Origin of the sequence: Chryseobacterium sp. MDT2-18, assembly GCF_030815285.1 — a bacterium.
Classification (GTDB): domain Bacteria; phylum Bacteroidota; class Bacteroidia; order Flavobacteriales; family Weeksellaceae; genus Kaistella; species Kaistella salivictor.
Genome location: NZ_JAUSWQ010000003.1, coordinates 68,035 through 94,500, shown reverse-complemented (window position 1 = coordinate 94,500; position 26,466 = coordinate 68,035). Strand labels below are relative to the sequence as shown.

General features: G+C 37.6%; 28 protein-coding genes. 18 read left to right on the top strand and 10 right to left on the bottom strand.

Annotation, left to right across the window (positions count from 1 at the left end):
- Window positions 1-4: 4 nt before the first annotated feature.
- The 4 genes from QF004_RS04325 to QF004_RS04310 form a co-directional block, all read right to left on the bottom strand.
- Window positions 5-1,246 (bottom strand): sulfate adenylyltransferase subunit 1, encoded by a 1,242-nt coding sequence (locus QF004_RS04325; RefSeq protein ID WP_307423152.1) that lies wholly within the window; start codon window positions 1,244-1,246, stop codon window positions 5-7.
- Between the two features lie 76 nt (window positions 1,247-1,322).
- Entirely contained in the window at window positions 1,323-2,234 is a 912-nt protein-coding gene (gene cysD, locus QF004_RS04320; protein ID WP_307423149.1) for a sulfate adenylyltransferase subunit CysD, read from the bottom strand.
- A gap of 15 nt (window positions 2,235-2,249) precedes the next feature.
- Window positions 2,250-2,945 carry a phosphoadenylyl-sulfate reductase gene (locus tag QF004_RS04315; protein ID WP_307423146.1) on the bottom strand — a complete coding sequence of 232 codons (696 nt, stop codon included), beginning with the start codon at window positions 2,943-2,945 and terminating at the stop codon, window positions 2,250-2,252.
- Window positions 2,946-3,034: 89 nt separating this feature from the next.
- On the bottom strand, window positions 3,035-3,442 hold the full coding sequence (locus QF004_RS04310; protein ID WP_307423143.1) for an Rrf2 family transcriptional regulator: 408 nt from the start codon (window positions 3,440-3,442) through the stop codon (window positions 3,035-3,037).
- Between the two features lie 314 nt (window positions 3,443-3,756).
- Here QF004_RS04310 and QF004_RS04305 point away from each other — a divergent pair, with 314 nt between their 5' ends.
- Entirely contained in the window at window positions 3,757-4,185 is a 429-nt protein-coding gene (locus tag QF004_RS04305) for a DUF4268 domain-containing protein (RefSeq protein ID WP_133440798.1), read from the top strand.
- A gap of 126 nt (window positions 4,186-4,311) precedes the next feature.
- On the opposite strand, the gene gldG is transcribed toward QF004_RS04305, so the two are convergent.
- The 4 genes from gldG to QF004_RS04285 form a co-directional block, all read right to left on the bottom strand.
- Complete coding sequence (gldG, locus tag QF004_RS04300) at window positions 4,312-5,967, bottom strand: gliding motility-associated ABC transporter substrate-binding protein GldG (RefSeq protein WP_307423139.1); 1,656 nt, start codon at window positions 5,965-5,967, stop codon at window positions 4,312-4,314.
- Window positions 5,968-5,992: 25 nt separating this feature from the next.
- Window positions 5,993-6,721: an ABC transporter permease subunit gene (locus QF004_RS04295; protein ID WP_133440796.1), complete on the bottom strand. Its 729-nt coding sequence runs from the start codon at window positions 6,719-6,721 to the stop codon at window positions 5,993-5,995.
- 115 nt (window positions 6,722-6,836) lie between these two features.
- Window positions 6,837-7,388: a CopD family protein gene (locus QF004_RS04290; protein WP_133440795.1), complete on the bottom strand. Its 552-nt coding sequence runs from the start codon at window positions 7,386-7,388 to the stop codon at window positions 6,837-6,839.
- A gap of 109 nt (window positions 7,389-7,497) precedes the next feature.
- Window positions 7,498-8,325 carry an S-adenosyl-l-methionine hydroxide adenosyltransferase family protein gene (locus QF004_RS04285; protein WP_133440794.1) on the bottom strand — a complete coding sequence of 276 codons (828 nt, stop codon included), beginning with the start codon at window positions 8,323-8,325 and terminating at the stop codon, window positions 7,498-7,500.
- A gap of 128 nt (window positions 8,326-8,453) precedes the next feature.
- On the opposite strand from QF004_RS04285, the gene QF004_RS04280 reads away from it, so the two are divergent.
- From QF004_RS04280 to QF004_RS04270, 3 genes are all read left to right on the top strand, one after another.
- Window positions 8,454-9,413, top strand: a complete 960-nt coding sequence (locus tag QF004_RS04280) for a PhoH family protein (RefSeq protein WP_133440793.1) — start codon at window positions 8,454-8,456, stop codon at window positions 9,411-9,413.
- A 303-nt stretch (window positions 9,414-9,716) separates the two neighbouring features.
- The gene (locus QF004_RS04275; protein ID WP_307423132.1) at window positions 9,717-10,196 is read left to right on the top strand and encodes a hypothetical protein; all 480 of its coding nucleotides are present in this window, start codon (window positions 9,717-9,719) and stop codon (window positions 10,194-10,196) included.
- 474 nt (window positions 10,197-10,670) lie between these two features.
- Complete coding sequence (locus tag QF004_RS04270; protein ID WP_246012375.1) at window positions 10,671-11,252, top strand: hypothetical protein; 582 nt, start codon at window positions 10,671-10,673, stop codon at window positions 11,250-11,252.
- A 188-nt stretch (window positions 11,253-11,440) separates the two neighbouring features.
- Here the strand turns inward: QF004_RS04270 and ffh are convergent, their stop codons facing one another.
- Complete coding sequence (gene ffh, locus QF004_RS04265) at window positions 11,441-12,811, bottom strand: signal recognition particle protein (RefSeq protein ID WP_307423126.1); 1,371 nt, start codon at window positions 12,809-12,811, stop codon at window positions 11,441-11,443.
- Window positions 12,812-13,828: 1,017 nt separating this feature from the next.
- Here ffh and QF004_RS04260 point away from each other — a divergent pair.
- The 12 genes from QF004_RS04260 (at window position 13,829) to QF004_RS04205 (ending at window position 23,584) form a co-directional block, all read left to right on the top strand.
- Window positions 13,829-14,098 (top strand): hypothetical protein, encoded by a 270-nt coding sequence (locus tag QF004_RS04260; RefSeq protein WP_307423123.1) that lies wholly within the window; start codon window positions 13,829-13,831, stop codon window positions 14,096-14,098.
- An 80-nt stretch (window positions 14,099-14,178) separates the two neighbouring features.
- Window positions 14,179-15,294 (top strand): F0F1 ATP synthase subunit A, encoded by a 1,116-nt coding sequence (atpB, locus tag QF004_RS04255; protein WP_307423121.1) that lies wholly within the window; start codon window positions 14,179-14,181, stop codon window positions 15,292-15,294.
- A gap of 41 nt (window positions 15,295-15,335) precedes the next feature.
- Entirely contained in the window at window positions 15,336-15,557 is a 222-nt protein-coding gene (locus QF004_RS04250; protein ID WP_034716508.1) for an ATP synthase F0 subunit C, read from the top strand.
- 94 nt (window positions 15,558-15,651) lie between these two features.
- Window positions 15,652-16,140 carry a F0F1 ATP synthase subunit B gene (atpF, locus tag QF004_RS04245; RefSeq protein WP_307423110.1) on the top strand — a complete coding sequence of 163 codons (489 nt, stop codon included), beginning with the start codon at window positions 15,652-15,654 and terminating at the stop codon, window positions 16,138-16,140.
- A gap of 1 nt (window position 16,141) precedes the next feature.
- Window positions 16,142-16,681: an ATP synthase F1 subunit delta gene (gene atpH, locus QF004_RS04240; protein WP_307423107.1), complete on the top strand. Its 540-nt coding sequence runs from the start codon at window positions 16,142-16,144 to the stop codon at window positions 16,679-16,681.
- An 18-nt stretch (window positions 16,682-16,699) separates the two neighbouring features.
- Window positions 16,700-18,277 carry a F0F1 ATP synthase subunit alpha gene (gene atpA / locus QF004_RS04235; RefSeq protein ID WP_133440784.1) on the top strand — a complete coding sequence of 526 codons (1,578 nt, stop codon included), beginning with the start codon at window positions 16,700-16,702 and terminating at the stop codon, window positions 18,275-18,277.
- A gap of 69 nt (window positions 18,278-18,346) precedes the next feature.
- Window positions 18,347-19,204: an ATP synthase F1 subunit gamma gene (gene atpG, locus QF004_RS04230; protein WP_307423102.1), complete on the top strand. Its 858-nt coding sequence runs from the start codon at window positions 18,347-18,349 to the stop codon at window positions 19,202-19,204.
- A gap of 156 nt (window positions 19,205-19,360) precedes the next feature.
- Entirely contained in the window at window positions 19,361-20,719 is a 1,359-nt protein-coding gene (locus QF004_RS04225; RefSeq protein WP_133440782.1) for a hemolysin family protein, read from the top strand.
- Window positions 20,720-20,751: 32 nt separating this feature from the next.
- Window positions 20,752-21,069 (top strand): ATP-dependent Clp protease adaptor ClpS, encoded by a 318-nt coding sequence (locus QF004_RS04220; RefSeq protein ID WP_282905887.1) that lies wholly within the window; start codon window positions 20,752-20,754, stop codon window positions 21,067-21,069.
- 42 nt (window positions 21,070-21,111) lie between these two features.
- The gene (locus QF004_RS04215) at window positions 21,112-21,768 is read left to right on the top strand and encodes a rhomboid family intramembrane serine protease (protein WP_133440780.1); all 657 of its coding nucleotides are present in this window, start codon (window positions 21,112-21,114) and stop codon (window positions 21,766-21,768) included.
- A gap of 440 nt (window positions 21,769-22,208) precedes the next feature.
- Window positions 22,209-23,018: a GLPGLI family protein gene (locus QF004_RS04210; RefSeq protein WP_307423095.1), complete on the top strand. Its 810-nt coding sequence runs from the start codon at window positions 22,209-22,211 to the stop codon at window positions 23,016-23,018.
- 143 nt (window positions 23,019-23,161) lie between these two features.
- Window positions 23,162-23,584, top strand: coding sequence for a hypothetical protein (locus QF004_RS04205; protein WP_307423092.1), 423 nt, complete (start codon window positions 23,162-23,164; stop codon window positions 23,582-23,584).
- A gap of 472 nt (window positions 23,585-24,056) precedes the next feature.
- Here QF004_RS04205 and prmC read toward each other — a convergent pair whose 3' ends face one another.
- Entirely contained in the window at window positions 24,057-24,908 is an 852-nt protein-coding gene (prmC, locus tag QF004_RS04200; RefSeq protein WP_307423090.1) for a peptide chain release factor N(5)-glutamine methyltransferase, read from the bottom strand.
- 165 nt (window positions 24,909-25,073) lie between these two features.
- On the opposite strand from prmC, the gene QF004_RS04195 reads away from it, so the two are divergent.
- Window positions 25,074-25,613 (top strand): C40 family peptidase, encoded by a 540-nt coding sequence (locus QF004_RS04195; RefSeq protein WP_307423087.1) that lies wholly within the window; start codon window positions 25,074-25,076, stop codon window positions 25,611-25,613.
- 39 nt (window positions 25,614-25,652) lie between these two features.
- Window positions 25,653-26,462, top strand: coding sequence for a 2,3,4,5-tetrahydropyridine-2,6-dicarboxylate N-succinyltransferase (locus QF004_RS04190; RefSeq protein WP_133440775.1), 810 nt, complete (start codon window positions 25,653-25,655; stop codon window positions 26,460-26,462).
- Window positions 26,463-26,466 lie beyond the last annotated feature (4 nt).

The window sequence follows — 26,466 nt, the reverse complement described above, 5'->3', positions numbered from 1 at the left end:
CGGGTTACAGAATCATTACGCCTCCTACGGTTGCATTGCTGGTTTCGTCGATCAAAATGGCACTTCCGGTTCCTTTGTTTTTTTCAAAAGAATCAAAAACCAATGGACTTGCTGTTTTGATGGTCACCCGAACCACTTCATTGAGTTTTACCGAATCGTTGACTGGTGTTTTTTCTAAAGTATTAACGTCTAATTGATAGTCGATTTCTTTAACGATCGCTTTGACCAGTTTGCTTCGGTGCTGAAGAAAATATTTATTCCCCGGAACCAATTCTTTATGATCCATCCAGCAAACCAAAGCCTGAAATTCATTGTCAACAGTGGGAATCTGATCGGTATGAACAAAATAATCGCCCCGCGAAATATCAATATCATCTTCGATATGGATCACCGCAGGTTGTGGTGCAAAAACTTCATCCACTTCTTTTCCGCCGGTTTCCACTTTAGAAATGGTGGTTTCTATATTTTGCGGCAGGATTTTTATGCGGTCTCCTTTTTTATAAATTCCGCTAACGACTTCTCCCGCGTAACCCCGGTAATCGTGGAGTTCATCGGTTTGCGGACGAATGACAAACTGAACTTGAAACCGGGTATCTTTCAGATTAATTTCTTTGTTAATTTCTACCTGTTCCAGATATTCTAACAGCGAATTTTCCTTAAACCAAGGCATTTTGTTGGAGCGATCCACAATATTGTCGCCATCTAAAGCCGAAATAGGAAAGAACTGAATATTGATGAGGTTGAGTTTCTGGGCAATTTCAAGATAACCGGTTTTAATATTTTCAAAAACTTCTTCCGAATAATCCACCAGATCCATTTTATTCACTGCGATTACAATGTGTTTGATTTGCAACAAAGAAGCGATGATACTGTGTCTTCTGGTTTGCTCGATCACGCCTTGTCTTGCATCAATTAAAATAATCATCAAATCGGAATTCGACGCGCCGGTAATCATATTTCGAGTGTATTGAACGTGTCCCGGAGCATCAGCAATAATGAATTTTCTGTTCGGCGTCGAGAAATAGCGGTACGCCACGTCGATGGTGATTCCCTGTTCCCGTTCGGCCCGCAAACCGTCGGTAAGAATTGCCAAATCGATTCCATCGGAATTTTTATTTTTTGACTGTTTTTCCAGTGCTTCCAGCTGATCCACGAGAATACTTTTGCTGTCGTATAAAAGTCGGCCAATTAAGGTACTTTTGCCATCATCAACGCTTCCGGCGGTCATTAATCTTAATATATCCATGTTTTGTTTTTATCAGTACTAAGCAATTGGTAATCAGTAATAAATACATTGCTTATTGCCTATTACTCATTGTTTATTAAAAGTATCCTCCTTTTTTCCGGTCTTCCATGGCGGCTTCGGTGACTTTATCATCGATTCTGGTTTCGCCTCTTTCCGAAATTCTTGACGCGGTAATTTCCTGAACCACTTCATCCAAAGTAGAAGCATTGCTTTCTACGGCTGCCGTACAGGTCATATCACCAACAGTTCTGTATCGAACCGTTTTTGTAGAAATAACATCATCTTCATCAATTTGAATAAAATCGGAAACTGCAATTAACTGACCTTCATATTCCAAAACTTCTCTTTCGTGGGAAAAGTAAATAGAAGGAAGTTGAATCTTTTCTTTTTTAATATAATTCCAGACATCGAGTTCGGTCCAGTTCGAAATTGGGAAGACGCGAACATTTTCGCCTTTATGAATTCTGCCGTTGTAGATTTTCCATAATTCGGGTCTTTGCAGTTTGGGATTCCATTGTCCGAAATCATCACGAACAGAGAAAAACCGTTCTTTGGCTCGGGCTTTTTCTTCATCGCGTCGTGCGCCACCAATGCAGGCATCAAATTGAAATTCTTCAATGGTTTCCAGTAAAGTATGGGTTTGCAGCCAGTTTCTGGAAGCAAATTTTCCTTTAGGTTCCGTCAGTTTCTGTTTGTGAATGGTATCTTCCACTTTCCTGACAATCAATTCGGCACCGATTTCTTTGGCTAAAAAATCTCGGTAAGCCAGTGCTTCAGGGAAGTTATGTCCCGTATCGATATGAACCAAAGGAAAAGGGATTTTCATCGGAGCAAAAGCTTTCATTGCCAAATGAACCAACGTAATCGAATCTTTTCCACCGCTGAATAATAAAGCGGGTTTTTCAAATTGGGCCGCAACTTCCCGCATGATGTAAATGCTTTCTGCTTCTAACTGCTCCAAATCATTTAATTGATATTTTGCCTTCATCGTATTTTACAATTTTTATTTTTCTGAATGCAGACCGCATTCTTTCTGAGATTCTTCCCACCACCATCTTCCGGCACGCGGATTTTCAGCCGGCTCGATTGCTCTCGTACACGGTTTGCAGCCCACGCTGACGAAGCCTTTTTTATGAAGCGGTAAATCCATAATTTGATGGTCTTCGATATATTTTAAAACAGCATCATAATTCCAGTGAAGAAGAGGATTGAATTTATAGAGTTGTCGGGATTCGTCCCAATCCAGCATTTTTAAAGTTTGTCGGTTTTCAGACTGTTCGCTTCTAAGACCGGTAATCCATACTTTGGCGCCTTCCAGCGCACGGTTCAGCGGTTTTACTTTTCGGATGTAGCAGCATTCTTTTCTGTTTTCTACAGAATGAAAAAAGCCGTTAATTCCTTTCTCGTTCACATAATTTTCAACATCAGTGGCTTCGGGAAAATAGACTTCCGTTTTGATTTTGTATTTGGAATTGTTGTTGGAAAGAAGGTCATAATGTTCATAAAATAATCTTCCTGTATCCAGCGTGAAAACCTTAACCGGTAATTTATTTTTAAAAATGACATCGGTAATGATCTGATCTTCCTGCCCTAAAGAAGTTGAAAAGATGATTCCGTCTGGAATAATTTCGCACAGTTTGAAAAGACTTTGTTGGAGATCTAGCGCTTCTAAATGTTGAATTTCTTCTGCTGTAAACATTATTTCATTCATTAATGTCAACAAATTTGCGACAAATTTATTATTCCACCAAATTAGTGGACTAATAAGGCAAATAAAAAGCTAAAGCTTTAATCCACGATATCCAGCAGTGTTTTCTTTTCTAAAATAGCCAGAGAAGCGTCGCGGACTTCGATCAAAACATCGTGCAAACCGCAGTGTTCCTGATTGCAGTTAAGACACTGTTCATGAAAATGAATGCTCACACACGGAATCATCGAGATCGGACCGTTAACCAACCGGATTACCGTCGCAAGCGATATTTCAGCCGGATTTGCACTAAAAAAATAACCGCCGCCTTTTCCTTTTTTACTGTCAAGGATATCGGCTTTTTTCAGCTCCAGCAGAATGTTTTCCAGAAATTTTAACGGGATTTTTTTCGCGGTGGCAATATCTGAAATCAAGACCGGACCTTCATCTTTTTTGCCGACGAGGTAGGAAAGGGCTCTTAGCGCGTACTGTGATTTTTTGGAAAGCATAACGCAAAAATAAGTAAAAAGTTCTTAGAAGCCTTAAAGAGGATCAGATCAAATATAAGTAGATCGAAGAATATAGATGAAAGATAAAAGACTTACAATCAGTCGTCTAAATTCTTACAATATATTGTCAAATATTAGGAAACTTTTCTGCCACGAATGCACGAATAATTTGCCGGCAAAACTGAACTGAAATATTTTTTAAACAGAAAAATCTTTGTAAATCCGTGTAATTGGTAAGCTCCAAAAAAAATAATACACTGTAACTCGATACAATATGATATTTTGATTAGTTTCGCAGTTCTTAAATTATTTCAATGTTTAGTAAAGAAGAAGCACAGCAACTTAGAAAAGAATTCTGGATCGCCTTTGGGAAAAGTTTTCCCAGAAAGTGGATTTTGTATAATACCAAAATTAAAGATTTCGCCTTTAAATTTAATGCTGATCCAAAGAAAGCCGAAGTTTCACTGGATATAGAAATAAACGACGAACTCTTTCGCAATGCTTATTTCGAAAAAATGTGGTCACTGGAATCTATTCTGGAAGAGGAATTAGGTTCAGTTCAAAAAGATGAATTTTACACTTTGGAAAACGGAAAAGTGATTTCCCGGTTTTGGATCACCAAAGAAAATGTTTCGATTTATAATAAAAATACCTGGCAGGAGATTTTCGAGTTTTTTGTCGAAAAAATGGATGGATTCGAGCGGGTGTTTTATGAATATGAGGATTTTATTAAAGATATTTAAGGTTGCCAAGAATTACTAATTTTAAATGACTTCTTGGTTTTAAGAAGGTGTTAAAGACGGCGTCATCTGTAATTTGCGGTATATTTTAGCCAAAAACCTTCAATATTTATTCTTGAAGGTTTTTATTTATCCAAATTTTCTTTTTCTCCACCAGTAAAAGAATCCGCCCAACAATCCAATAATTGCCAATGGAAGCAATAAATTGAACCATTGCCAGTCGGTTTTTTCTTCGTCAATTCTTTGTCGGTCGAGTAATCTTGCTTCGATGTTTCTGTTTCTTAATTCCATTAAATTAGAATCGTCTAAAAGAAAATCGAGGGCATTTCTCAGAAACTGTTCGTTGCCATACGATTGTTTGGTGAGTAAATCTTCACCCAGTGGGAGCGGTTTTCCTTTGTAGATTTGATTTCTTCCAACATCACCGTCGGCAATAATAATCATCTTGTTTTCCGGACTTTGTGCTTTGAAATTAGGATAAATTTTTCTTTCGCTTCGTGTTGCATAAGCGGAACTGAATTTACCTTCTAAACTAACCGCATATATTTTGGGTTGAGCTGGTTTATCAACTTCGCTCAGGGAATCGGTCCGGACGATTTCTGCAAGCGCCACATAATTGGGAACCTGTTTGATATTCGTTCTTTCGCTTGATTCAAACAAAACTTTTGTCTTAATATTTTTGCGTCCTAAGGTATCAATCGAAGTCGGAAATTCAAATTTAACAGGATTGATATTTTTGGTAACCGGGTTTTTATTTTCTGCAATTCCTAAAGGAAAGTAAGGCCATAGAAAACTGCTGTATTGTGGATTCCCGGCAACTTCACCAGATTGAACCCGCAAAAGTGCAGATTTTTTCATATCCTTTACCAAACCTGCATTAAGCCGAATTCCATAATTAAAAAAGAAATCGGTTAAGTTGACATCCATGGGATAAGCCATGATTTTTTTGGCGTGAAAAAGGGTGTCCATTTCAGCATTCACGGCATCGATCATCCAGAGGGTTTTTCCACCGTTCATGATGTATTGATCCAGAATTACCTTTTCATTTTCGGTAAAAGCTTTTCGCGGTTTTGCGATGACCAAAGCATCCATGTGCTGAAGTTGCGGAACATCAGCGTAAGTCAATTCCATTTGATTTTTTGGAATAATCGGTCCGGCATTATAATTTTCCAAAGCCATTTCCATAAACCCACGGAATTCTTCAGGACGAAGTTCATCCTGATTGATGAGAATACCAATGTTTTTTTTATGATCCTGAGTGATGTTTTTAATATTCGAAACAAAATTATATTCCAGGTTTTCAATCGATTTACTCAACTGTTCTGAAGCATCAATTCCGGTTAAATTCACGATTAACGGAATTGAGGTTCCGTGCGAATCATATTTAAGGACCGCATAGGGAAACATGACAATTTCAGAAATCCTGCCTTCTTTCATATCCGGTAAGATGGAAGGTTGCATTCCCATGGCTGCCAAAGTATCTTTCGACATTTTCGTCTTAATGGGATCGATGAACCGGTAATCTATTTTTGGATTCACTTTTCGGAATTCTTCCAGAATGAATTTTGTTTCGTTCTGTAACTGACGGAAACTCGCCGGAAAATCACCTTCCAGATAGACTTCAAATGTCAAAGGTTTGGCAACAGACTTCAAAACTTTAATGGTAGAAGCAGAAAGCGTGTATCTTTTCTCCTGGGTTAAATCGAAACGTTTCGAAAAAATCCCGAAAGTTCCCATTAATAAAAACAGAGCAATTATACTGTAGAGGAGGTTTTTTTTGTTCATTTTTAAAAGCGGTAAATAATTTCAGTTACTTTTTCTTTTCTACAAAAATTTTAGCGAGAAACAGACAACCCGCAATCACCAGAAGGAAGTAAAATAAATCTCTCGTATCGATCAACCCTCTGGTAAAGGCCAGAAAATGTTGATAAAAGCCAATATTAGAAAGGAAATAATCAGCGCCACCCAATATTTTATAACTGGCCAACTGCTCAATCCCGAAATACAAAAAGAAGGACAGGAAAACGCCGAGCAGGTAAGCCATAATTTGGTTTTGCGAGAGCGATGAAGCTAAGATTCCCACTGCGGAAAAAGCGGCAATTAAAATGATTAAACCAAAATAACTTCCGAAAGCGGCTCCTAAATCGATATTCCCTTCCGGAACTCCTAAAACATAAACGGTGTATAAATAAACCAGCGAAGGAAGCAAACATAAAATGCCGACCAACCAAACCGACAGAAATTTACCGATGACGATATCCGATATTGCAAGAGGTTGCGAAAAAAGCCAGTTCAGCGTTCCGGATTGCTGTTCTTCTGCCAGCGTCTTCATAGAAATTGCCGGAATAATGAACATCAAAAGCCAGGGAACGAGCACAAAATAACTCTGTAAAGTCGCCGACCCAATCTCGAAAATATTGGAATCATTATCAAAGAAAAATAAGAAAAGCGTGCCGATTAAACTGAAAGCACCAATAATTAACCAGGCGCTCCAGTTTCCGAAATAAGTCCAAAGTTCTTTTTTAAATATTGCAATCATGTATTACGTTGAGGTTATTGCTAAGTTTGAGGTTGAGTTGCGTGATGCGAGGTTCGAGGCTTTAAAAGTTCACCATTCACGATTGACCATTCACTATTGATTGACTACTCACCATTCACCGTTGTTTATTCTTTTTATTCACCAACTTCACCGTCGTCATAATCAAAAATACCAGAACGGTAAATCCGGCAATTAATTGCCACCAATATTCGATGACCATTGATTTTAAAATTACGGTGAAGACCACTAAAAATAATATAAAAGTAGCAATTTCATTCGCCTGCCGAAGTTTAATATTTTCAATCGGTAGAATATTGCCTTGAAGATTTTTGATTTGTAAAACTTTTTTCCAGCACCAGTAATGATAAACTGCAAGTCCGACTAAGAAAGTCAGTTTCAGATGAAACCACGGAGTTTTCATTAAACCAAAGTTGAGGAAAATCATTGTTAAACCTGTTACCAGCATAATAATTCCGGCCGGAACGGTGATGATATTCCATAATCTGCGCGCCATAAAAACATATTGTTCACGAAGAACCTGTTTTTTATTTTCCTCAAAATCATCGGTATCTTTATAATACACGAAAATGCGGGCGAGATAAAAAATCCCTGCAAAATAACTGACCATAAAAATGATGTGAACAGCTTTGATAACGGTATAAAGCATCTGAAAAATTTAGAGACAAAGATAAAGGAATTATCTTATAAACTGGAAATCCGGTTTTAATAGGTTTTAAAAAAGTGAATTTTCTGTGTCTGGAGCAACCACCGGTTTTCTATTGATATTCGATATAAATGCTTTCACCGACCTGCAAACCGAAAAGCGTTCTGGCACCGCTTTCGCCATTTCCTTTATAGATGGTCAATTCCAGTAAGCCGGCGTCGTTAAATACCGCAGCCGCTTTCCCGTGAAATTCCTGCTCCTTCGTCCAGTCGTGTACCAGATCCGTGTATTGATTATGTATTCTGGACAGCGCTAAGTTTCTGAACTTTAAAATAAAGTTTTCATAACCGATTCCGCTTTTCTCAAAGAATTTTTTAGTAATATTTGAGACTACATTTCCGAAATTATCGATATACATAATTTCACCAATCAGCATTTTTTCACTTTCGATAAAGACCGCACGCGGAAAGGATAGTTGCTTTGGATTTTTATAAGGTCGCCCAATAACTTCGGGCAAACCGCCATTTTGAAGATGCACCGCAACCGGCGCAAAAATATCGGTTGAGGTAAATGAGACTTCATCATCAAAACGGTTATTAAAGGTGATCTCATATACCGCTTCTGGATTGATGTCATAGAAAATCAAACTCAAAACGCCATTATCCGCAGCGATGAAATAATGATCATCTGCTTTATAAAGAATGCATTTTCTTTCTTTGGTGTAGAAACTGTCCACCGAGATAATGTGTACCGTACCTTTTGGAAAATAAGAGTAGGCATTTCTCACAATATACGCGGTCTGCAATAGATTGTATGCCTGTATCTGATGGGTAATGTCGACAATGGTGACGTCTTCCTTTAAATTCAAAATTGTGCCTTTCACAGCAGCAACTCTGTGATCGACCAATCCGTAATCTGAAGTGAAGGTGATAACTGACATGTTTATTTTTAGGAAAGCACAAATTTAGTCTAAAAAAAATATTTAACGCCTTATTGTGGAAAAGTTAGCCCGATATTTGAATAAAAAATAATACTTTTAATAAAAATAAAAATTAAAACTGCTAATCAATGTTTGAACTGAAATACGAGATTGAAGGCATCGATGCCAAAACTTTTTATGGAGTCAATAACCAATATTTTAATTTATTAAAATCAAAATTTCCGACCCTGAAAATTACCGGAAGAGACCAGTCGATCTCCGCGTTGGGAACTCGGGATGCACTCGATGTGCTGAAAACGAAGCTGGATGATGTAGTGAGTTTTATTTCGAAATACAATTCAATTACGTTACAGGATTTTGAAAACATCTTGAGTCTGAAAGATGAAGCCGAAAAGGAAATTGTTTTCGATCAGGATATTATTGTAAAAGGAGTGAATGGTAAAATCATAAAGGCAAAAACCACCAATCTGAAAAAATTGGTAAGAGCCTCTCAGACAAAAGATATGGTATTTGCAATCGGTCCGGCCGGAACAGGAAAAACATATACCAGCGTTGCACTGGCCGTACGGGCTTTGCGGGATAAAGAAGTGAAGAGGATAATTTTGACCAGACCCGCCGTAGAAGCCGGTGAAAGTCTTGGTTTTCTGCCCGGGGATTTAAAAGAAAAATTAGATCCTTATTTGCAGCCGCTTTATGATGCCCTTCGCGATATGATTCCGCATGAAAAGCTGGAGGGTTTTATCGAAAAAAACATTATTGAAGTAGCGCCGCTCGCTTTCATGAGAGGACGGACCCTGGACGAAGCGTTCGTTATTCTGGATGAGGCACAGAACACGACCCATTCCCAAATGAAGATGTTTCTTACCAGGATGGGCATGAATGCTAAATTCATCATCACGGGTGATCCAACGCAGATTGACTTACCGATGCGGCAAAAATCCGGTTTAAAGGAAGCCATGCGAATCCTGAAAGATGTAGGCGAAATTGGCTTCGTGCATCTTACGGACGAAGATGTGGTGAGACATCCGGTCGTACGTAAAATCATCAATGCGTACGTAAAAGAGGAAATAAGACAGCGTGAAGAATAGGGGAGATTTTCCAGATCAATCTCTTTCTTACTTTAAAAAAAAGTAAAATCAGGGAAGATCTCAATAAAATCGCTATGAGTTCTATTTTTATAATTTGGCAACATTAAAAAATACACTACGAATAGAAAAAACTGAAATGCTTGTTTAAATACAATAAAAAATTCCTTTGGAATACAGTGATTGCGTTTTTTCGAGATAAAATTATTTTAATCAGAATATTGTTTACGGTATAAAATATTTGTTAAAGCTTTGTTATTTTTAAAAAATAGTTTTACATTTACTAAACAATTAAAATTAAAAACCATGAAAAAAGTATTGTTAGTGGGTGCTATTGCACTTTTTGGAGCAGTAAATGCTCAGACAGCAGGAAATTTTAAATTGGGTGCCCATATCGGGTTGCCTGTTGGTGATTCCAGTTCTTCGAGTAGTGTATTAATCGGCGTAGATGCAGCTTACCTTTGGCCGGTTGCATCGGAATTTAATTTGGGACTTGCCACAGGATATTCTGCCTGGATTGGTAAAAGTGGTTATGATACTCTAAGTATGATTCCACTTGCGGCAGCAGCAGAATACAAAATCTCACCGCAGTTCAGTTTGGGTGTTGATCTTGGTTATGGTTTTCTCTTTTCAAATGGAGACAGTACAGGTGGATTTTACTTCCAGCCAAAAGCGGCTTACCATTTCGGGCCAAGTGAAGTGTATGTAGGATATTTGGGGGTTTCTAAAACCGGATATAATGCGGGCGCTATTAATTTAGGATATGCATACTCTTTTGGCCAGTAATTTCTTTTAATTTTATAACACCAGCCACTCTGTTGAGTGGCTTTTTTTTTGGCTACCTGATTAATGTTGTGATGGGAAGTGATGAGAAGAAAATTGGTTTTCAGCCCATCTTAAAAGATGGATTATTGAACGTACATTTCTTGGTTTGATCATGGCAGAAGATGGTGTAGAAATTATGAATTCATCATGTAAACCTCTGAAAACAGGGTTAAATTATCCGCTATAAAATTTTTCTTGAATAAAATTTAAATAGGCTCTAAATAAGGGCAATATTACTTTTTAAAGCAGTTAATGCGCAAATATAAATTCCAATGCCTGAAAAAAACTGTTCTTTCATGATAAAACATTCCATTGGTTTATTGAAACAGCATCGAAAATAGCAACTTGAATGATCATACAGGGCTTGATTCTTGCAGCATAATTGAGGTAAGCATAATTTTATTAACGGAAATTTAAATCATAAAAAAAATTATTATGAAAAAAATTTTAATGGCAGGGATGTTTGCTTTTTTAGGAAATCCTGCTCATGCACAGTTACAAAAAGCCAATTGGATGGTCGGTGGTGAAGTGGCCGCCGCAAATTTCGGACTCAATAAGGGAGCGGGTTACAGCTTTCAGGTGACGCCGCAAGTTGCTTTTTTTGTCAAGGATAATTGGGCAGTCGGCCCATACGTTAGATTAGGGGTTTCCGGAGCAAAATCGTCGCCGACTACGTTTACTTATGGGGTAGGGGCGCTGTCCAGGTATTATTTTTCTTCAGGAGAAGAAGGAGTGGACAGTTTAGTGAGACACGGCAGGTTCTTCGTGGAAGGCAATGCGGGAATAGGAGGAACTACGGTTTCAGATGGCGGAGCTTCGGCAAATGGTTTAGACTTAGGAATTGGTCCGGGATATACGTACTTTCTTACCTCTGATATCGGCTTGGATGCCTCGCTGAAACTGAACGGGAATTTAGGTTTTGGAAATAGAGGAACTACTTCTGCGATAGACTTTAGATTAGGTTTAAATATTTTCTTGCCACCAGGCAAGTCGCTGAAAGATTACAAATCTGAATAAAATTCATTTAAAAGTAGAAAAACTGTTTTGACGTTGTGAGACCGTTTTCTTGTTTCATTACCTTGTGAAGTCCGAGACCGGTTCAGTTTTTTAAAGAAGAAATATCTTTTGTCATTATATGGACTGTAATGCAAAAAAAATCCTGTGCGTTATTAACACACAGGATTTTTTTATAGGTAAAGTTTAAATTATCTTCCAAATAAATTACCGCCGCCCATTCCCGGGACTTTCGGCATTCCTTTGCTCATCATTTCCATCATTTGTTTTCCTTGTGGTCCCTGCATCATCTTCATCATTTTGCCCATTTGGTCGAACTGTTTCATCAAAGCATTCACATCCTCGATTTTTCTTCCGGCACCTTTGGCAATTCTGGTTTTTCTCTGGGTATTAATAATAGAAGGTCTTCTTCTTTCTTCCGGCGTCATGGAATGAATGATGGCTTCAATATGTTTAAAGGCGTCATCCTGAATATCGACATCTTTGATGGCTTTGCCCACGCCCGGAATCATCCCCATCAAATCTTTCATATTCCCCATTTTTTTGATCTGATTGATTTGTTTTAAGAAATCATCGAAACCAAATTCATTTTTGGCAATTTTTTTATGAAGCTTTTTGGCTTCTTCTTCGTCAAACTGTTCCTGCGCTCTTTCTACTAATGATACCACGTCACCCATTCCCAGGATTCTGTCGGCCATTCTTTCCGGATAGAAAATATCCAGCGCCTCCATTTTTTCTCCGGTCGAGATAAACTTAATCGGTTTCTCTACGACGGAACGGATGGTCAGAGCAGCACCACCACGCGTATCACCATCTAATTTGGTCAAAACAACACCGTCAAAGTTTAAAGCTTCGTTAAAGGCTTTTGCCGTATTCACCGCATCCTGACCGGTCATGGAATCTACTACGAAAAGCGTTTCATCAGGTTTAATGAAATAATGAACCGATTTTATTTCGTTCATCATCTGCTCATCAATCGCCAAACGGCCTGCCGTATCCACAATGACGACATCGTGGCCATTTTCTTTCGCAAACTTCACCGCATTTTCTGCGATCGACGAAGGATTCAATGCGCCTTCTTCTGTATAAACAGGAATGCCGGTTTGGGAGCCCAATATTTTCAACTGCTCAATTGCGGCCGGACGGTAAACGTCACAAGCCACCAAAAGCGGTTTTTTATTTTTTTTCAGTTTTAAATAGTTCGCTAATTTTCCGGAAAAGGTGGTTTTACCCGATCCCTGTAAACCGGCGATTAAGATCACACTTGGTTTGCCGGAAAGATTAATTCCTTCGTGGGTGCTTCCCATTAATTCTACCAGTTCGTCATGAACGATTTTGGTCATTAACTGTCCCGGCGTTAAACTGGTCAGTACATTTTGCCCGAGTGCTTTGTCCTGAACTCTCTTGGTGAGGTCTTTCGCTACTTTGTAATTAACGTCGGCATCCACCAACGCGCGGCGGATTTCCTTTACCGTTTCTGCAACGTTGATTTCTGAAATTTTCCCGCGCCCTGAAATATTCTGAAGCGCTTTGTCTAATTTATCCTGTAAGCTGTTGAACATAATTTTTCTTTAAGAGTTGCAAAAATACATAAATATTTGCGGAATTGAAATTGAAATTTTAGCAAGGAGAAGTAGAAGAGTTACCAGATTTTTACCCAATGGAAATCGATAGGATTATAGATCCGATTAAAGCATGATTATTTGCGCAATTCTTGCTGTTATTTCGGACGTGCTACCAAGAGGGGTTAGCGAGAAAATGTCTTTTCGCGATACTCCATAGTTCTTCCTGGGATGCTTCATGGATGCTTCATGGATACTTCATGGATAGTTCATGAGGAGTTCATGACAATGAAATTACAGAAAGAAGGATTTTCGTGTCCAAAAATTAGTTTAAAAAATTTAATTAGATCTTAATTTTTAGTGTCTGTTTAAATTTGTTTTAAAAACCGCAAAAACCACAAAGGGCAAAAAAGGGATATTTCTTTTAAGTCTTTCAAAAGAGCAAATAAGGAAACTGATTCCCAGGCTTCCTTAAACTCCGCTTAGATTACCGTTTTTTGAGGTTCCTGCCATCATCCCAGCTTGTTAGTGGGATCCTTGACCTTACAGAGTATCTAAGCCTTAAATTAATATACTGTAAGTTAATGGTTTAACTATAAAATTACTGGTGTGGTTATGGAGTTGCTATGGACTCGCTATGGAGTAGCGCACTTGGAGAGTGGAACGTGACCTGTCGGGAGAACGATACAGATCAGTAAATCGAAATATCACTTACAAATATAAATAATAATTGTGAAAGAACGGCACAAATGCTCAGGTCCAACGCATTAAAATCTCACTGTTTTCTCCATAAACCTTGGATCCAATTGATCTAATATAGAAATGAGGATGTGTGCGGCAGCGGTGTTAGATTGAATTGCTCCTGTAGGTTTTGTTATTATTGCTCAAAGTCGGGGACTTTGCCAGCAGGGAGACAGGGTGAATGTCAGTTTCGTTTTTGTTACTAATTTATTGACATCGCACATTTCGTAATATCGGATTTCGTAGAATTATCGTAAAGTTGCTTATTTTTGCCAGATGAATATCCTGACTATCGCTTTATTATTCCTTTCAGCAGCTTGCTTAAATGTAATTATGTTCTACATTTTCAAAAAATATCTGATGAAAACAGAAAATCCTGCCATGTTATTTTTAATGATCAATATATTTAAAGACATTATTTGGGTAGGGTACTGGTTGATTAATTTAGAGACCGATCAAACCAATTTCTTAGTTCTTATTGGAATCTTTTTGGTGACTTCTTTTGCCTTATATTTCAAAGTAATCCGATTATTAAACCGTTCCTGAAAATAACTGATAAAAATCAATTTTTAATATTGGTGGGTTTTAATAAAATCAATATATTTGCAAACCGATAAATTTGACCTATGAACAAGAGAATTTCTTCTTTATTTTTCGTTTTATTTCTAACGCTTTCAAGTGTTTTCACTTATGCACAGCAAGAAGTTGAAGCCAAGACCCCTGAGAGTTTAGAACAGACAATCGTAGAGGATAATCAAAAATTCGATGCGAAGGAGATGATTATGAGTCACATTAGCGACGCTAATGAGTGGCATATCTTAACTTTGAACGAAGGAACTGCAGAGGAAAAACATATTTCTATTCCTTTACCTGTTATTATCAAAGATAAAAACGGGCTTCACATGTTTATGTCGAGTGCGATTGCTCACGGTCACGAACATGAGGGTTATACTTTAGAAAACGGTATTGTAAAATCTACACAGGGGTTGGAACAGGCCAAATTATTTTCTGTAATGAGCGGAAAGCAAACAGAAGCAAACGCTTTTTATGATTTCTCGATTACGAAAAATGTGGCTGCGATTTTTATCTCCATCTTTTTCATGTTGCTTGTCTTTGTAGGAATGGCAAGAGGATATGGGAAATCTTTAGTTCCCAGCGGATTTGGCAGATTTATGGAGCCGGTTATTCTTTTTATCAGAGACGAAGTAGCGATTCCAAATATTGGTGCGAAAAAGTATAAGAAATACATGCCTTATTTATTAACCGTATTTTTCTTTATCTGGTTTAATAATATGTTTGGTTTGATTCCTTTCGCGCCGTTTGGTTATAACCTGACCGGAAACATTGCGACCACTGCGGTTTTGGCTATTATTACTTTATTAATTACCATCTTCAGTGCCAACAAAGATTACTGGAAACATATTTTTATGCCACCAGTGCCATTATTATTATATCCGATCATGGTGCCGATTGAAATCATCGGGATTTTCACAAAACCATTTGCTTTAATGATGCGTCTCTTTGCGAATATCACTGCAGGTCACATTATGGTATTGGCGATTATGTCACTGATCTTTATCTTTAAAACACCGCTTTTAGGTTTTGCTTCTGTTCCACTTGGATTATTCATCGGAGTATTGGAATTATTGGTAGCAGCTTTACAGGCGTATATTTTTACCGTTCTTTCGGCTTTGTTTATTGGGATCGCAGTACAGGAGCACGAACACGAAGGAGCGCATTAGTATTTAATTTAGAATATTTTTAACCTATATATTTTTTTATTATGGAAATCATTTCACAAGGAACTGGACTTATTTACGTTGGAATCGGATTAGCAGTATTAGGCGTTGGTCTAGGTATTGGTAAAATCGGTGGACATGCAATGGATGCTATTGCAAGACAACCAGAGCAGGCAGGTAAAATCCAGGGAGCAATGCTTATTGCTGCAGGACTTATCGAGGGTGCTGGTTTGATCGCGATCATCTTTGGAGCGTTCGTAAAATAAGAAACCTCAGAAACTAATTCTTAGCAGCGCGGTTGGCTCTGCTAAGAGTTTTTTAAATTCCATATAGAAAAAAAATTACAAAAAAATTACAATTATGATAGAACCGGGAATTGGCTTATTGTTTTGGATGACTTTAACCTTTTTGATCCTTTTGTTTTTATTGGCAAAGTTTGCATGGAAACCAATTTTAACTGCAATTAACGAAAGAGAAGTTACCATTGTAGATTCTTTGAACCAGGCAAAATTGGCGAGACAGGAAGTTGAAAACCTTAAAGCTGAAAACGAAATCATCATCCGTGAGGCAAAAGTTGAACGTGATCAGATTTTAAAAGAAGCCAGAGATATCAGAGACAGAATTGTAGGGGAAGCCAAAGGTCTTGCAAAAGCAGAAGGCGATAAAATGATTGACGCTGCCAGACAGACAATTCAGGCTGAAAAATCAGCTGCTGTTTCAGACATCAAGAACCAAATCGGTACCTTGTCTGTAAACATTGCAGAATCTATTTTGAAACAGAAACTGGATAACGATGGTGCACAGGATGCATTGGTAGCAAACATCCTTAATACTTCTAACTTAAACTAGTATGCGTACAAGTAAAGTTGCAAAAAGGTATGCACAGGGTTTACTGAATTTTACCCAGGAATCAGGAAGTACAGCTTCTGTTTTTGGTGAAATGAAGGACCTGGTAAATACCATAGAGAAATCAAAAGAGTTGCAGAGCTTTTTCCATTCGCCGATTATCGAGGTGAAGAAAAAAATAAGTGTTTCCGAAGAGATTTTTAAGAGCTTTTCTCCTGTGACCAGAAATTTAATCCAATTGGTTATCAAGCATGGCCGGGAAGCACAGTTGATCAATATCGGACAGGAATTTATTAATAAAGTGGATGATATGAACGGCGTACAGAGAATTACGCTGACTTCTGCAACCGCACTTTCTGATGAAAATATTAAAAATATTCTGAAATCTACCAGCCTTGTTAATCATAATAACCAGTTCGATGTAAAATCTATCATCAATCCTGAGCTCTTAGGAGGATATATTTTACGGGTGGGCGATCAGCAGGTAGACGCATCGGTGAAATCAAAATTAAGCCGACTGAAAAAAGAATTTCAATTAAATTAAGACAAAAACAACCATAAAATGGCAGAAATAAATCCGGCAGAAGTATCTGCAATTCTTAAACAGCAGCTAGCCAACTTCGAGACGCAGTCGAATGTAGAAGAAGTAGGAACGGTATTAACCATCGGTGATGGTATCGCTTTAGTGTACGGTTTAGAAAATGTTCAGTACGGTGAATTGGTAAAATTCCAAAGCGGTGTTGAAGGAATCGTTCTTAACCTTGCTGAAGACAACGTTGGGGTCGCTCTTTTGGGGGAATCCAAATTAGTAAAAGAAGGTGACACGGTTAACAGAACTCAAAGAATTTCATCGATTAAAGTTGGTGAGGGAATGTTGGGAAGAGTAGTAGATACCTTAGGGAATCCTATTGACGGTAAAGGACCAATCACTGGTGAAACGTATGAATTGCCATTGGAAAGAAAAGCTCCGGGAGTAATTTTCCGTCAGCCGGTAACTGAACCGTTGCAAACCGGTATCGTTGCGATTGACTCGATGATTCCTGTAGGAAGAGGACAAAGAGAATTAATCATCGGTGACCGTCAGACAGGGAAAACTGTGGTAGCGATTGACACGATTATTAATCAAAGAGAATTTTATGATGCAGGTGAACCTGTATTCTGTATATATGTAGCGATTGGACAAAAAGGTTCGACTGTTGCTCAGATTGTAAAAACATTAGAAGACAAAGGCGCTTTAGCATATACGGTCATCGTAGCAGCGAACGCTTCTGATCCTGCACCGATGCAGGTTTATGCACCAATGGCCGGAGCAGCGATCGGTGAATTCTTCCGTGATACCGGTAGACCGGCATTGATTATCTATGATGATTTATCGAAACAGGCGGTGGCTTACCGTGAACTTTCTCTTTTGTTGAGAAGACCACCGGGCCGTGAAGCTTATCCGGGAGACGTTTTCTACCTTCACTCCAGATTATTGGAGAGAGCAGCAAAAATCATCAAAGATGATACGATTGCAGCACAGATGAATGATTTACCGGATTCATTGAGACCTTTGGTAAAAGGAGGAGGTTCTTTAACCGCACTTCCGATTATCGAAACTCAGGCAGGTGACGTTTCAGCGTATATTCCTACCAACGTAATTTCGATTACAGACGGTCAGATTTTCCTTGAAACCGATTTGTTTAACTCAGGAGTCCGTCCGGCAATTAACGTAGGTATTTCTGTATCGCGTGTTGGAGGTAATGCTCAGATTAAATCAATGAAAAAAGTTTCCGGAACTTTGAAACTGGATCAGGCACAATATAAAGAACTGGAAGCATTTGCTAAATTTGGTTCAGACTTAGATGCTTCCACGCAGGCAGTTATTTCTAAAGGGGAAAGAAACGTAGAAATCCTGAAACAACCGGTAAATTCTCCACTTCCTGTGGATAGCCAGGTTGCGATGATTTATGCTGGAACAGAAAACCTGTTGAGAAATATCCCAATCAATAAAGTGAAAGAATTCCAGATAGAATATGTAGCGTTCCTGAGATCAAAATATCCTGAAACAATGGCAGCCATTAAATCCGGAAAAATTGACAACTCGATTACAGATATTCTGAAACAGGCCGCTGTAGAATTAGCATCGAAATACAACTAAAAAATATTCAATTTTCAGTATTCATGATTTTATTCTTGAATACTGAATTTTAAACATTGACTTCATAGAATGGCAAACTTAAAAGAAATACGAGGAAGAATTACTTCAATCTCTTCGACAATGCAGATTACGAGTGCGATGAAAATGGTTTCGGCAGCGAAACTGAAGAAAGCAACCGATGCAATTGTCATGTTGAGACCTTACTCAGAAAAATTACAGGAAATTATAGAGAATGTAAGTTCCACGGTAGATTTAGAAGGCGTGTCGGGCTACACCGAAGAAAGAGAAGTGAACAAAGTTCTTTACATCGTTGTCACTTCTAATAAAGGTCTTGCCGGCGCATTTAACTCTGCGGTAATCAAAGAATTGAATCTCTCGGTTGCAAATGCAGCGCATGAGATCGAAATTCTTACCATTGGTAAAAAAGTATATGACGCGGTTCGCAGAAGCAGAAAAGTGTACGATAATCAAAGTGCTATTTTCGATGGCATGAGCTTCGAGGTCGTTTCCAATTTTGTAGAAAACGTAATGAAAGATTTCCGTGAAGGAAGTTTTGACAAAGTATATTTGATTTACAATAAGTTCATCAATGCGGCTACACAGGAAGTTATTAAAGAACAGTTGTTGCCGATCGCATTACCGGAAAAAACCGAAGTTTCCAATACCGATTATATCTTTGAGCCTACGGCGAAAGAAATTTTAGAAGTATTAATGCCGAAGTCGATAAAAACTCAGGTTTACAAAGCGATTTTGGATTCGGTAGCTTCAGAACACGGTGCCAGAATGACTGCGATGCACAAAGCGACCGACAACGCAGAAGCATTGAGAAATGATCTTAAAATATTCTATAATAAGGCCCGTCAGGCTGCAATTACCAACGAGATTTTGGAAATTGTAGGAGGTGCAGAAGCATTGAAAAATTCATAACTTCTAAGAAAAGAATAGTTTTCTTTTATAAAACTGAAAAGCACCATCATTGATCGGTGCTTTTTATTTGGAGTAAACTTCAGTTCCTATTCTCAGAATAGTTAATATTAATTATTTTATTTACGTATCTTTGTCGCAATATTTTTAAATTTCTAAATGGATTCTGACATAATTAAGCTTTTTTTAGCTGTATTTTTAGTAGTACTGAATGGTTTTTTTGTAGCCGCAGAATTCTCAATCGTTAAAGTCCGGTACTCTCAGATTCAATTAAAAGCCGCCGAGGGGAACGCCATGGCAAAGCAGGCGGAGCATCTGATAAAGCATCTGGATGAATACCTTTCTGCTACACAGTTAGGAATTACCTTAGCATCCCTTGCTTTAGGTTGGGTGGGTGAAAGTGCGATGCATCACGTGATCGAAAATCTCTTCCACTATTTTAATGTAGCAGTGGCAGACAGTACGATTACCACCATTTCACTTATTCTGAGCTTCCTGATTATTACGATCATGCATATCGTGTTTGGTGAATTAATTCCTAAATCAATTGCAATCCGAAAATCTGAGCAGACCGCTATGTTTATTGCGGTTCCTTTACGGGTTTTCTATACCGTGTTCAAACCGTTTATCTGGTCGATGAATCACATGTCGAATGCTTTTCTGCGTTTGGTGAAAATTCACCCTGCTTCAGAACAGGAAATTCACTCCACTGAAGAATTGCAGTTGCTTGTAAAACAATCTGCTGACTCAGGGGAAATCGAAGAAGAGAATTACGAAATCATTAAAAATGCGTTCGATTTTACAGATCACTCCGCAAAGCAAATCATGATTCCCAGACAGAATATCTCGTCGATTGATATCGAACTGCCAATCGAGGATATCATTAATATCATTATGGAAGGCGGGTATTCCAGACTTCCGGTTTATCAGGATTCTATTGACAATATCATCGGGATATTTTACGCCAAAGAAATTATCCGTGAATATGTGAAGAGAAAAGGTGAAATCGATCATGATGATTTAAAAGATTTGATGCGGGATGCATTCTTTGTGGTCGGGAGTAAAAAGATTTCTGACCTGCTGAAAGTCTTCCAGCAGAAAAAGCAGCATTTAGCCGTAGTTATTGACGAATTTGGAGGTACCGAAGGAATTGTTACTTTGGAAGACATTTTAGAGGAATTGGTCGGCGAAATACAGGATGAAGAAGACGATGAAGAAAGAATTGTTGACAAAGTGGGAGAGAATGTTTTCTGGGTTAAGGCAACACAGCCTTTAGATGAAATCAATGAAAAATTACCCAAAATGTTTCCGTTGTCAGATGACGGCGAATACAACACGTTGGCCGGGTTTATCCTGCATGAACTGGAAGATATTCCAGCTGAAAATGAGGAATTTAATATCAATAACTACCATGTTAAAATTCTGAAAATGCAGAATAAAAGTGTGGATCTGGTGGAATTAACCTACAACGAACCACGCATCATGAATGATTTGTCTAATGAAATAGGAGAAATTTAATGTAAAGAAAAGTGATTTTTAAAATTAAAGAAATGGGTTTACATTATAATATTCCGGCCAATATAAAGGATTACGAAAATCCGAAACGGGAAACCGAAGAAGATATCGCGGTTCTGGAAAGAGAAGACGAAGTTTATAAACTGATTTTGTGGAATGACGATGTCAATACTTTTGATTACGTCATCGAAGCACTGATCGAAATTTGTGGTCATACCCTGGAACAGGCCGAGCAGTGTACCATGCTTGTTCATTACAAAGGCAAATGCACCGTAAAAACCGGGGATTTAGAAAAGCTGAAACCCATGCACGAAAAATTATTAGCAAGAAGTTTAACTTCAGAAATTGTTTAAACCAAAGTTTCGGATTTCGAAACTTTTATTTTATAAAAAAATATGAGTCCAGTTCTTTTGATTATTATTGCAGGCACCGCGATTTTCAGTTATATCGCCTTTAGCAATCAGGCGCTTTTCGAAAAATACAAATTCAATGTCGGGGCCATCCTTCGCAACAAAGAATATGTGCGTTTGATTTCTGCAGGTTTTCTGCACGCCGATCTGATGCATTTGCTGTTCAACATGATGACGCTGTATTTCTTCGGCCCAATTGTGGTTCAGGCATTTGGAGCGTTCGGCTTTCTGCTTGTTTATTTTGGCTCCATTCTTTTGGGAAATATTTTCTCGCTTTATCTGTACAAGAATCAGTCCTGGTATTCTGCGATTGGCGCGAGTGGTGGAGTTTCAGGGATTTTATTTGCCTCCATTGCGATGATTCCCGATTTAGGGATTTACTTTTTCTTTATACCGATTGCCATTCCGGGCTATATTTTCGGATTCGCCTATTTCGCCTATTCCGTTTACATGATGCTGAATCCGAAACAGCATGACAATGTCGGACATGCTGCGCATCTAGGCGGCGCATTTTTCGGTTTGATTTATGCCGTAGCTTTGCAGCCGGAGCGGGCTATCGAGAACGCATTTTACTTAGGAATCATGGCACTTCCGTTGCTGTATATGTCGTATATGGTTTTCGTAAAGAAGAGAATTAACTAGAATTTTCAGGAGCACCGGAATTTCGATTTTTTATAGAAACCCGTCCCGCTGTCCGCTATATCTATTGTTCCCGCTACGCTCCACAATAGGATGCCGCTCCCATCGGGGCTATCATTTCAGGTGGTTTGTTATTTGAGGAAAAAGAAAAAACAACAAAGTAATTTCCCGCAATCAATGTTATTATTTTGCAGGAATGGCAATGTTATTCTGGGCTTGTAGAATGTTTTTCCGCTTTATTAAGTTTATTGCCGGTATAAAATTTTCGTATTTTTAAGCAGTTTTTTCACAATGATACATTTTACATAACATCGATTTTAATTGGTTTGAAAATAAGTGGAAAGCACATTTTTTAAAGTTTTATCAATTTCGATATTTTCATTTTTATCCAAGTATTATTTGTAGTTTTAAAATGACAATAATTGCAAAACAATTGAAAAAAAATGAACAAATTCCCCTTAATATTTCTATTTCTTTCCCTTTTGTATTCCTCTCAATCAAAACAGTTTGTGTACGAATATAAATTTATACCGGATTCTACAATTGCGGAAAATGTAATAACTGAAATGATGATTCTGGATATTGGAAAAGATCGATCAGAATATTTTAGTTTTGCCCAATATAATTCTGATTCTACCCTTTTAGCAGACAGCAAAAAAGGGCTTATGACGATGCCTCCCAATAAAGAGATGATTTATGATCGGATTATCAAAAGTCCTAATTCGAATCAAATCATGCATATCAAGAGACTTGTCTATGATCGATACAATATAAAACAGGAAATTAACTTTAAGTGGGAACTCATCAACGAGTTTTCAAATATTTTAGATCACAAAGTTCAGAAAGCAACCTCTGAATTTGGCGGACGAAAATGGATTGCCTGGTTTTCGCCGGATATACCCATTCAGGATGGACCCTATAAGTTTAAGGATTTACCTGGACTGATTTTCAAAGTGGAGGATGAAAAGCAAAATCATATTTTCGAATTGAAGGGAATTAAAAATAATGAAACTGCTTTTATTTATCCAGATGTAAAAAATTATAGGGAAGTTAATGTCACTTTCCCCCAATATGTAAAAGTATATCAAAATTATAGAAAGAACCCCGCGAACTTAATTGGAAGAATACCGGATCAAAGAAATGCAGACGGTAAATTTCGAACAGGCACAGAAATCATACGGGAAATAGAGAAAAATCTACTTGAAAGAATCAGAAGAGATAATAATATAATAGAAATTGATTTGTTAAAGTAATTGCTGCTATATGGAACAGAATATTTTTTAGTTTCCAGACATAGGAATTATGATATAATAGTGATAAAAAAGGATTAAATCATTACTTCCAAATTTGGAAAAACTATAAATAATTGGTGAAAAACCGTCTAAAAACTAACGATATGCAAAAAATTATTGTCATTATCTCACTTCTATCCTTTCACTTTGGAATATCGCAAACAATAAGGAATGAATTTGAGTCTAAACAGCCGCAAGATTTAAATGTTCCACCACCACCAAATATTACATTTCCGGCACAATATCCGACAGGAAATAAGAAATTCATTGAGGAAATAAAAGCTAACATTGATAGGACTGGTTTAGAAACAAACAAAACTTATAAAGCCAAAATAATTTTAAAGATTGAAAACGATGGAGAAGTTCTAAATATTTCAATTTATGGAAGTGATGAAAATTTTAATAAAGAATTGAAGAAAACAATTCAGAATATTACACAACAAAAAAAATGGACGGCAGGAAAAAACAAACAAGGAGAAAATGTAATTGATATTGTTGCTTTACCAATAGAAATAAAAAGAAAATAAAGAGCGTTTAAAAATATTTGTGAAAGTAAAAATTGGCGCGATGGTGTCTTATAAAGCGACTGTGAAATATGGAGGTAGAAATTGGATTGCCTGGATTGATCCCAAAATACCGGTTCAAGACGGGACCCTATTCATAATGGTAATACAATGTTCAATCTGAGAAAAGGAAAAGAAATAAGTTGGGAGAACTACAATAAGTTACAAAAAGATTATTATTCACATCCGTTTTCTGAATTAAGAGCAAAGGAATGAAGTACAAAGTAGGTGACGAAAACGGCAATCCTGTTGGCATGAATTTAAAACAGTTAACGGAAAATATTTAAAAGCAGATGAGGGAAAATAACAATCCCATTGAGTTGAATTATAAGATAGAATATTTATAAAAAATTAAATTAAAAATTAGTTAATTGACTTGTTCAATAACTCAAAAACCCAATGACTCGACAACTCAAATACCCAATCACCCAATCACTCAAGAAATTCCCCAGACAAACCTCTCATTCCCCGAAAGATCCTTCATCAACTTCACTTCGGACAAAACATCAGTAAAAAGTTCCAGCGTCTCTTTTCCTAATTTCTGATTGATTTCCAGAAAAACCAAACCATTTTCTGCGAGGTGATTTTTGCAGTCTTCAGCGATTTTTTCATAGAAAATTAATGCGTTTGAAGTTGGAGAAAATAACGCCATTTTCGGTTCAAACTCTTTTACCGAATCTGTGATTTCATCTTCTTCCTCCATCCCGATATAAGGTGGATTCGAAATAATAATGTCATAAATTTCAGTCAAATTTCCGGTCAGATAATCCTGATGGATAAAATGAATTTCAGCCTGATGAAAATCTGCATTTCTCCTGGCCGTTTTCAAAGCGTTTTCAGAATAATCAATAGCCGAAACTTCCGCTTTGGGAAAATGTTTCTTTAAAACAATCGGAATAATCCCGGAACCTGTTCCAATATCCAAAATTTTGAAATCTTTCTTATTTAAACCTGAACTTTTAATCTTCGCAATCGCCAATTCCAGAAGTTCTTCGGTTTCAGGTCTTGGAATGAGAACGTGTTCATCTACGAAAAATGTCAGACCGTAAAATTCGGTTTCACCCAAAATCTGCTGATAAGGTTTTCCCGATTTTAATTCATCAATGATCCTTTGAAAATCTTCTGACTGTTTCTCCTGAACCTCATTATTCATCGCCTTTCGCAGTTCAATCTGATTCAGGTCCATCAGTTTTTGCACGAAAATACCGAATAAAACTGAACTTTCAGAACCGCTGTACAGTTCAGAAACCTGTTCTTTAAAATAGATTTTGTAGTCCTTTAGAGTCATTGTAGGTTTTTCGGAATTTTAAAAATATAAATCCTTTTTTTCAAATGCAAAGATAGACTCTTTAAAAAAAATGAGAAAACGGCTGCCAAAAAGGAAAATGTCTTTAAATTAAAAGAAAGATTTGAATATTTTCACTATTTTTGGGAAAATTGTGATATTAAGAAAATGAAGAAATATTTGATGCTTACTTTTTCCGCATTAGTAATCATTTCCTGCAGTTCTTCCAGGAATGTGGTGGTAAAAAGAGAAATCCCTACAAAGACGGTGAAAAAGGCAGATAATTTGAAAACTTTGGAGTCTAATTATTCGGGGAAAGTCAATGCTGAAATTAAGAAAATTTTAAAAGATGCTGAAAAATATTTGGGTGCACCCTATAAATATGCAGGGAATACCTCCGCCGGTTTCGATTGCTCGGGATTAGTGACCAAAGTTTTTGATGAAAACAGTTACAAACTCCCCAGAAGATCTGAAGAACAGTCAAACCAGGGAATTTCTATTAAAATCAATGAAGCAAAACCCGGTGATTTAGTCTTTTTTGCAACCTCAGGCGGAAATAGAGTTAACCATGTCGGAATCGTTCACGATATCGGAAATGATGGCGAGGTTAAGTTCATTCATTCCTCCACTTCGAAAGGAGTTATTATTTCTTCACTTAACGAAAAATACTGGAACAATGCTTACCTTTTCGCCAGAAGAGTTTTGTAAATTTGCCCTTATTCAAAAATTAAAAATTCAACAATAAATATGTTACAACAAACGATAGAAAATATTTGGGACAACCGGGAACTGTTACAAAATGATGACAGTAAAGCATCAATCCGTGAAGTAATCCGACAATTAGATTTAGGCGAACTCAGAGTTGCCGAACCTACGGACAATGGCTGGAAAGTGAACGAATGGGTGAAGAAAGCTGTGGTCATGTATTTCCCAATCCAAAAAATGGAAACCATTGAAGTAGGTCCGTTTGAATTTCACGACAAAATGCCTTTGAAAAGAGGCTATGCCGAAAAAGGGGTTCGCGTAGTTCCTCACGCGGTGGCAAGAGAAGGCGCTTATATTGCGCCCGGTGTTATTTTAATGCCGTCTTATGTGAATATCGGTGCTTATGTAGATTCGGGAACCATGGTTGATACCTGGGCAACGGTTGGCAGCTGTGCACAAATCGGAAAAGACGTTCATTTGAGTGGTGGAGTAGGAATTGGTGGGGTTTTAGAACCTTTGCAGGCTGCTCCGGTAATTATCGAAGATAATGTTTTCGTGGGTTCAAGATGTATCGTTGTAGAAGGAGTTCATGTAGAAAGAGAAGCGGTTCTGGGCGCAAATGTTGTTTTAACGGCATCCACAAAAATTATCGATGTAACCGGTGATACGCCGGTAGAAATTAAAGGAAGAGTTCCTGCCCGTTCGGTAGTGATTCCCGGAAGTTATACGAAACAGTTCCCTGCTGGAGAATTTCAGGTTCCGTGCGCTTTAATCATCGGACAAAGAAAAGAATCGACTGATAAAAAAACCTCTCTTAACGATGCTTTGAGAGAAAATAATGTAGCGGTTTAAACTT

What these genes read in the sequence shown, in the direction of transcription:
- QF004_RS04270 (WP_246012375.1), top strand. Translation starts at nt 10,671, where the DNA reads ATGAAAAAAATTTTAATGGCAGGGATGTTTGCTTTTTTAGGAAATCCT.
- gldG (WP_307423139.1), bottom strand. Translation starts at nt 5,967, where the DNA reads ATGAACAAAAAAAACCTCCTCTACAGTATAATTGCTCTGTTTTTATTA.
- QF004_RS04275 (WP_307423132.1), top strand. Translation starts at nt 9,717, where the DNA reads ATGAAAAAAGTATTGTTAGTGGGTGCTATTGCACTTTTTGGAGCAGTA.
- QF004_RS04315 (WP_307423146.1), bottom strand. Translation starts at nt 2,945, where the DNA reads ATGTTTACAGCAGAAGAAATTCAACATTTAGAAGCGCTAGATCTCCAA.
- QF004_RS04260 (WP_307423123.1), top strand. Translation starts at nt 13,829, where the DNA reads ATGAATATCCTGACTATCGCTTTATTATTCCTTTCAGCAGCTTGCTTA.
- QF004_RS04195 (WP_307423087.1), top strand. Translation starts at nt 25,074, where the DNA reads ATGAAGAAATATTTGATGCTTACTTTTTCCGCATTAGTAATCATTTCC.
- atpH (WP_307423107.1), top strand. Translation starts at nt 16,142, where the DNA reads ATGCGTACAAGTAAAGTTGCAAAAAGGTATGCACAGGGTTTACTGAAT.
- cysD (WP_307423149.1), bottom strand. Translation starts at nt 2,234, where the DNA reads ATGAAGGCAAAATATCAATTAAATGATTTGGAGCAGTTAGAAGCAGAA.
- QF004_RS04215 (WP_133440780.1), top strand. Translation starts at nt 21,112, where the DNA reads ATGAGTCCAGTTCTTTTGATTATTATTGCAGGCACCGCGATTTTCAGT.
- QF004_RS04310 (WP_307423143.1), bottom strand. Translation starts at nt 3,442, where the DNA reads ATGCTTTCCAAAAAATCACAGTACGCGCTAAGAGCCCTTTCCTACCTC.
- QF004_RS04325 (WP_307423152.1), bottom strand. Translation starts at nt 1,246, where the DNA reads ATGGATATATTAAGATTAATGACCGCCGGAAGCGTTGATGATGGCAAA.
- atpG (WP_307423102.1), top strand. Translation starts at nt 18,347, where the DNA reads ATGGCAAACTTAAAAGAAATACGAGGAAGAATTACTTCAATCTCTTCG.
- QF004_RS04225 (WP_133440782.1), top strand. Translation starts at nt 19,361, where the DNA reads ATGGATTCTGACATAATTAAGCTTTTTTTAGCTGTATTTTTAGTAGTA.
- QF004_RS04295 (WP_133440796.1), bottom strand. Translation starts at nt 6,721, where the DNA reads ATGATTGCAATATTTAAAAAAGAACTTTGGACTTATTTCGGAAACTGG.
- QF004_RS04305 (WP_133440798.1), top strand. Translation starts at nt 3,757, where the DNA reads ATGTTTAGTAAAGAAGAAGCACAGCAACTTAGAAAAGAATTCTGGATC.
- ffh (WP_307423126.1), bottom strand. Translation starts at nt 12,811, where the DNA reads ATGTTCAACAGCTTACAGGATAAATTAGACAAAGCGCTTCAGAATATT.
- QF004_RS04285 (WP_133440794.1), bottom strand. Translation starts at nt 8,325, where the DNA reads ATGTCAGTTATCACCTTCACTTCAGATTACGGATTGGTCGATCACAGA.
- QF004_RS04205 (WP_307423092.1), top strand. Translation starts at nt 23,162, where the DNA reads ATGCAAAAAATTATTGTCATTATCTCACTTCTATCCTTTCACTTTGGA.
- atpA (WP_133440784.1), top strand. Translation starts at nt 16,700, where the DNA reads ATGGCAGAAATAAATCCGGCAGAAGTATCTGCAATTCTTAAACAGCAG.
- atpF (WP_307423110.1), top strand. Translation starts at nt 15,652, where the DNA reads ATGATAGAACCGGGAATTGGCTTATTGTTTTGGATGACTTTAACCTTT.
- prmC (WP_307423090.1), bottom strand. Translation starts at nt 24,908, where the DNA reads ATGACTCTAAAGGACTACAAAATCTATTTTAAAGAACAGGTTTCTGAA.
- QF004_RS04290 (WP_133440795.1), bottom strand. Translation starts at nt 7,388, where the DNA reads ATGCTTTATACCGTTATCAAAGCTGTTCACATCATTTTTATGGTCAGT.
- atpB (WP_307423121.1), top strand. Translation starts at nt 14,179, where the DNA reads ATGAACAAGAGAATTTCTTCTTTATTTTTCGTTTTATTTCTAACGCTT.
- QF004_RS04220 (WP_282905887.1), top strand. Translation starts at nt 20,752, where the DNA reads ATGGGTTTACATTATAATATTCCGGCCAATATAAAGGATTACGAAAAT.
- QF004_RS04190 (WP_133440775.1), top strand. Translation starts at nt 25,653, where the DNA reads ATGTTACAACAAACGATAGAAAATATTTGGGACAACCGGGAACTGTTA.
- QF004_RS04250 (WP_034716508.1), top strand. Translation starts at nt 15,336, where the DNA reads ATGGAAATCATTTCACAAGGAACTGGACTTATTTACGTTGGAATCGGA.
- QF004_RS04210 (WP_307423095.1), top strand. Translation starts at nt 22,209, where the DNA reads ATGAACAAATTCCCCTTAATATTTCTATTTCTTTCCCTTTTGTATTCC.
- QF004_RS04280 (WP_133440793.1), top strand. Translation starts at nt 8,454, where the DNA reads ATGTTTGAACTGAAATACGAGATTGAAGGCATCGATGCCAAAACTTTT.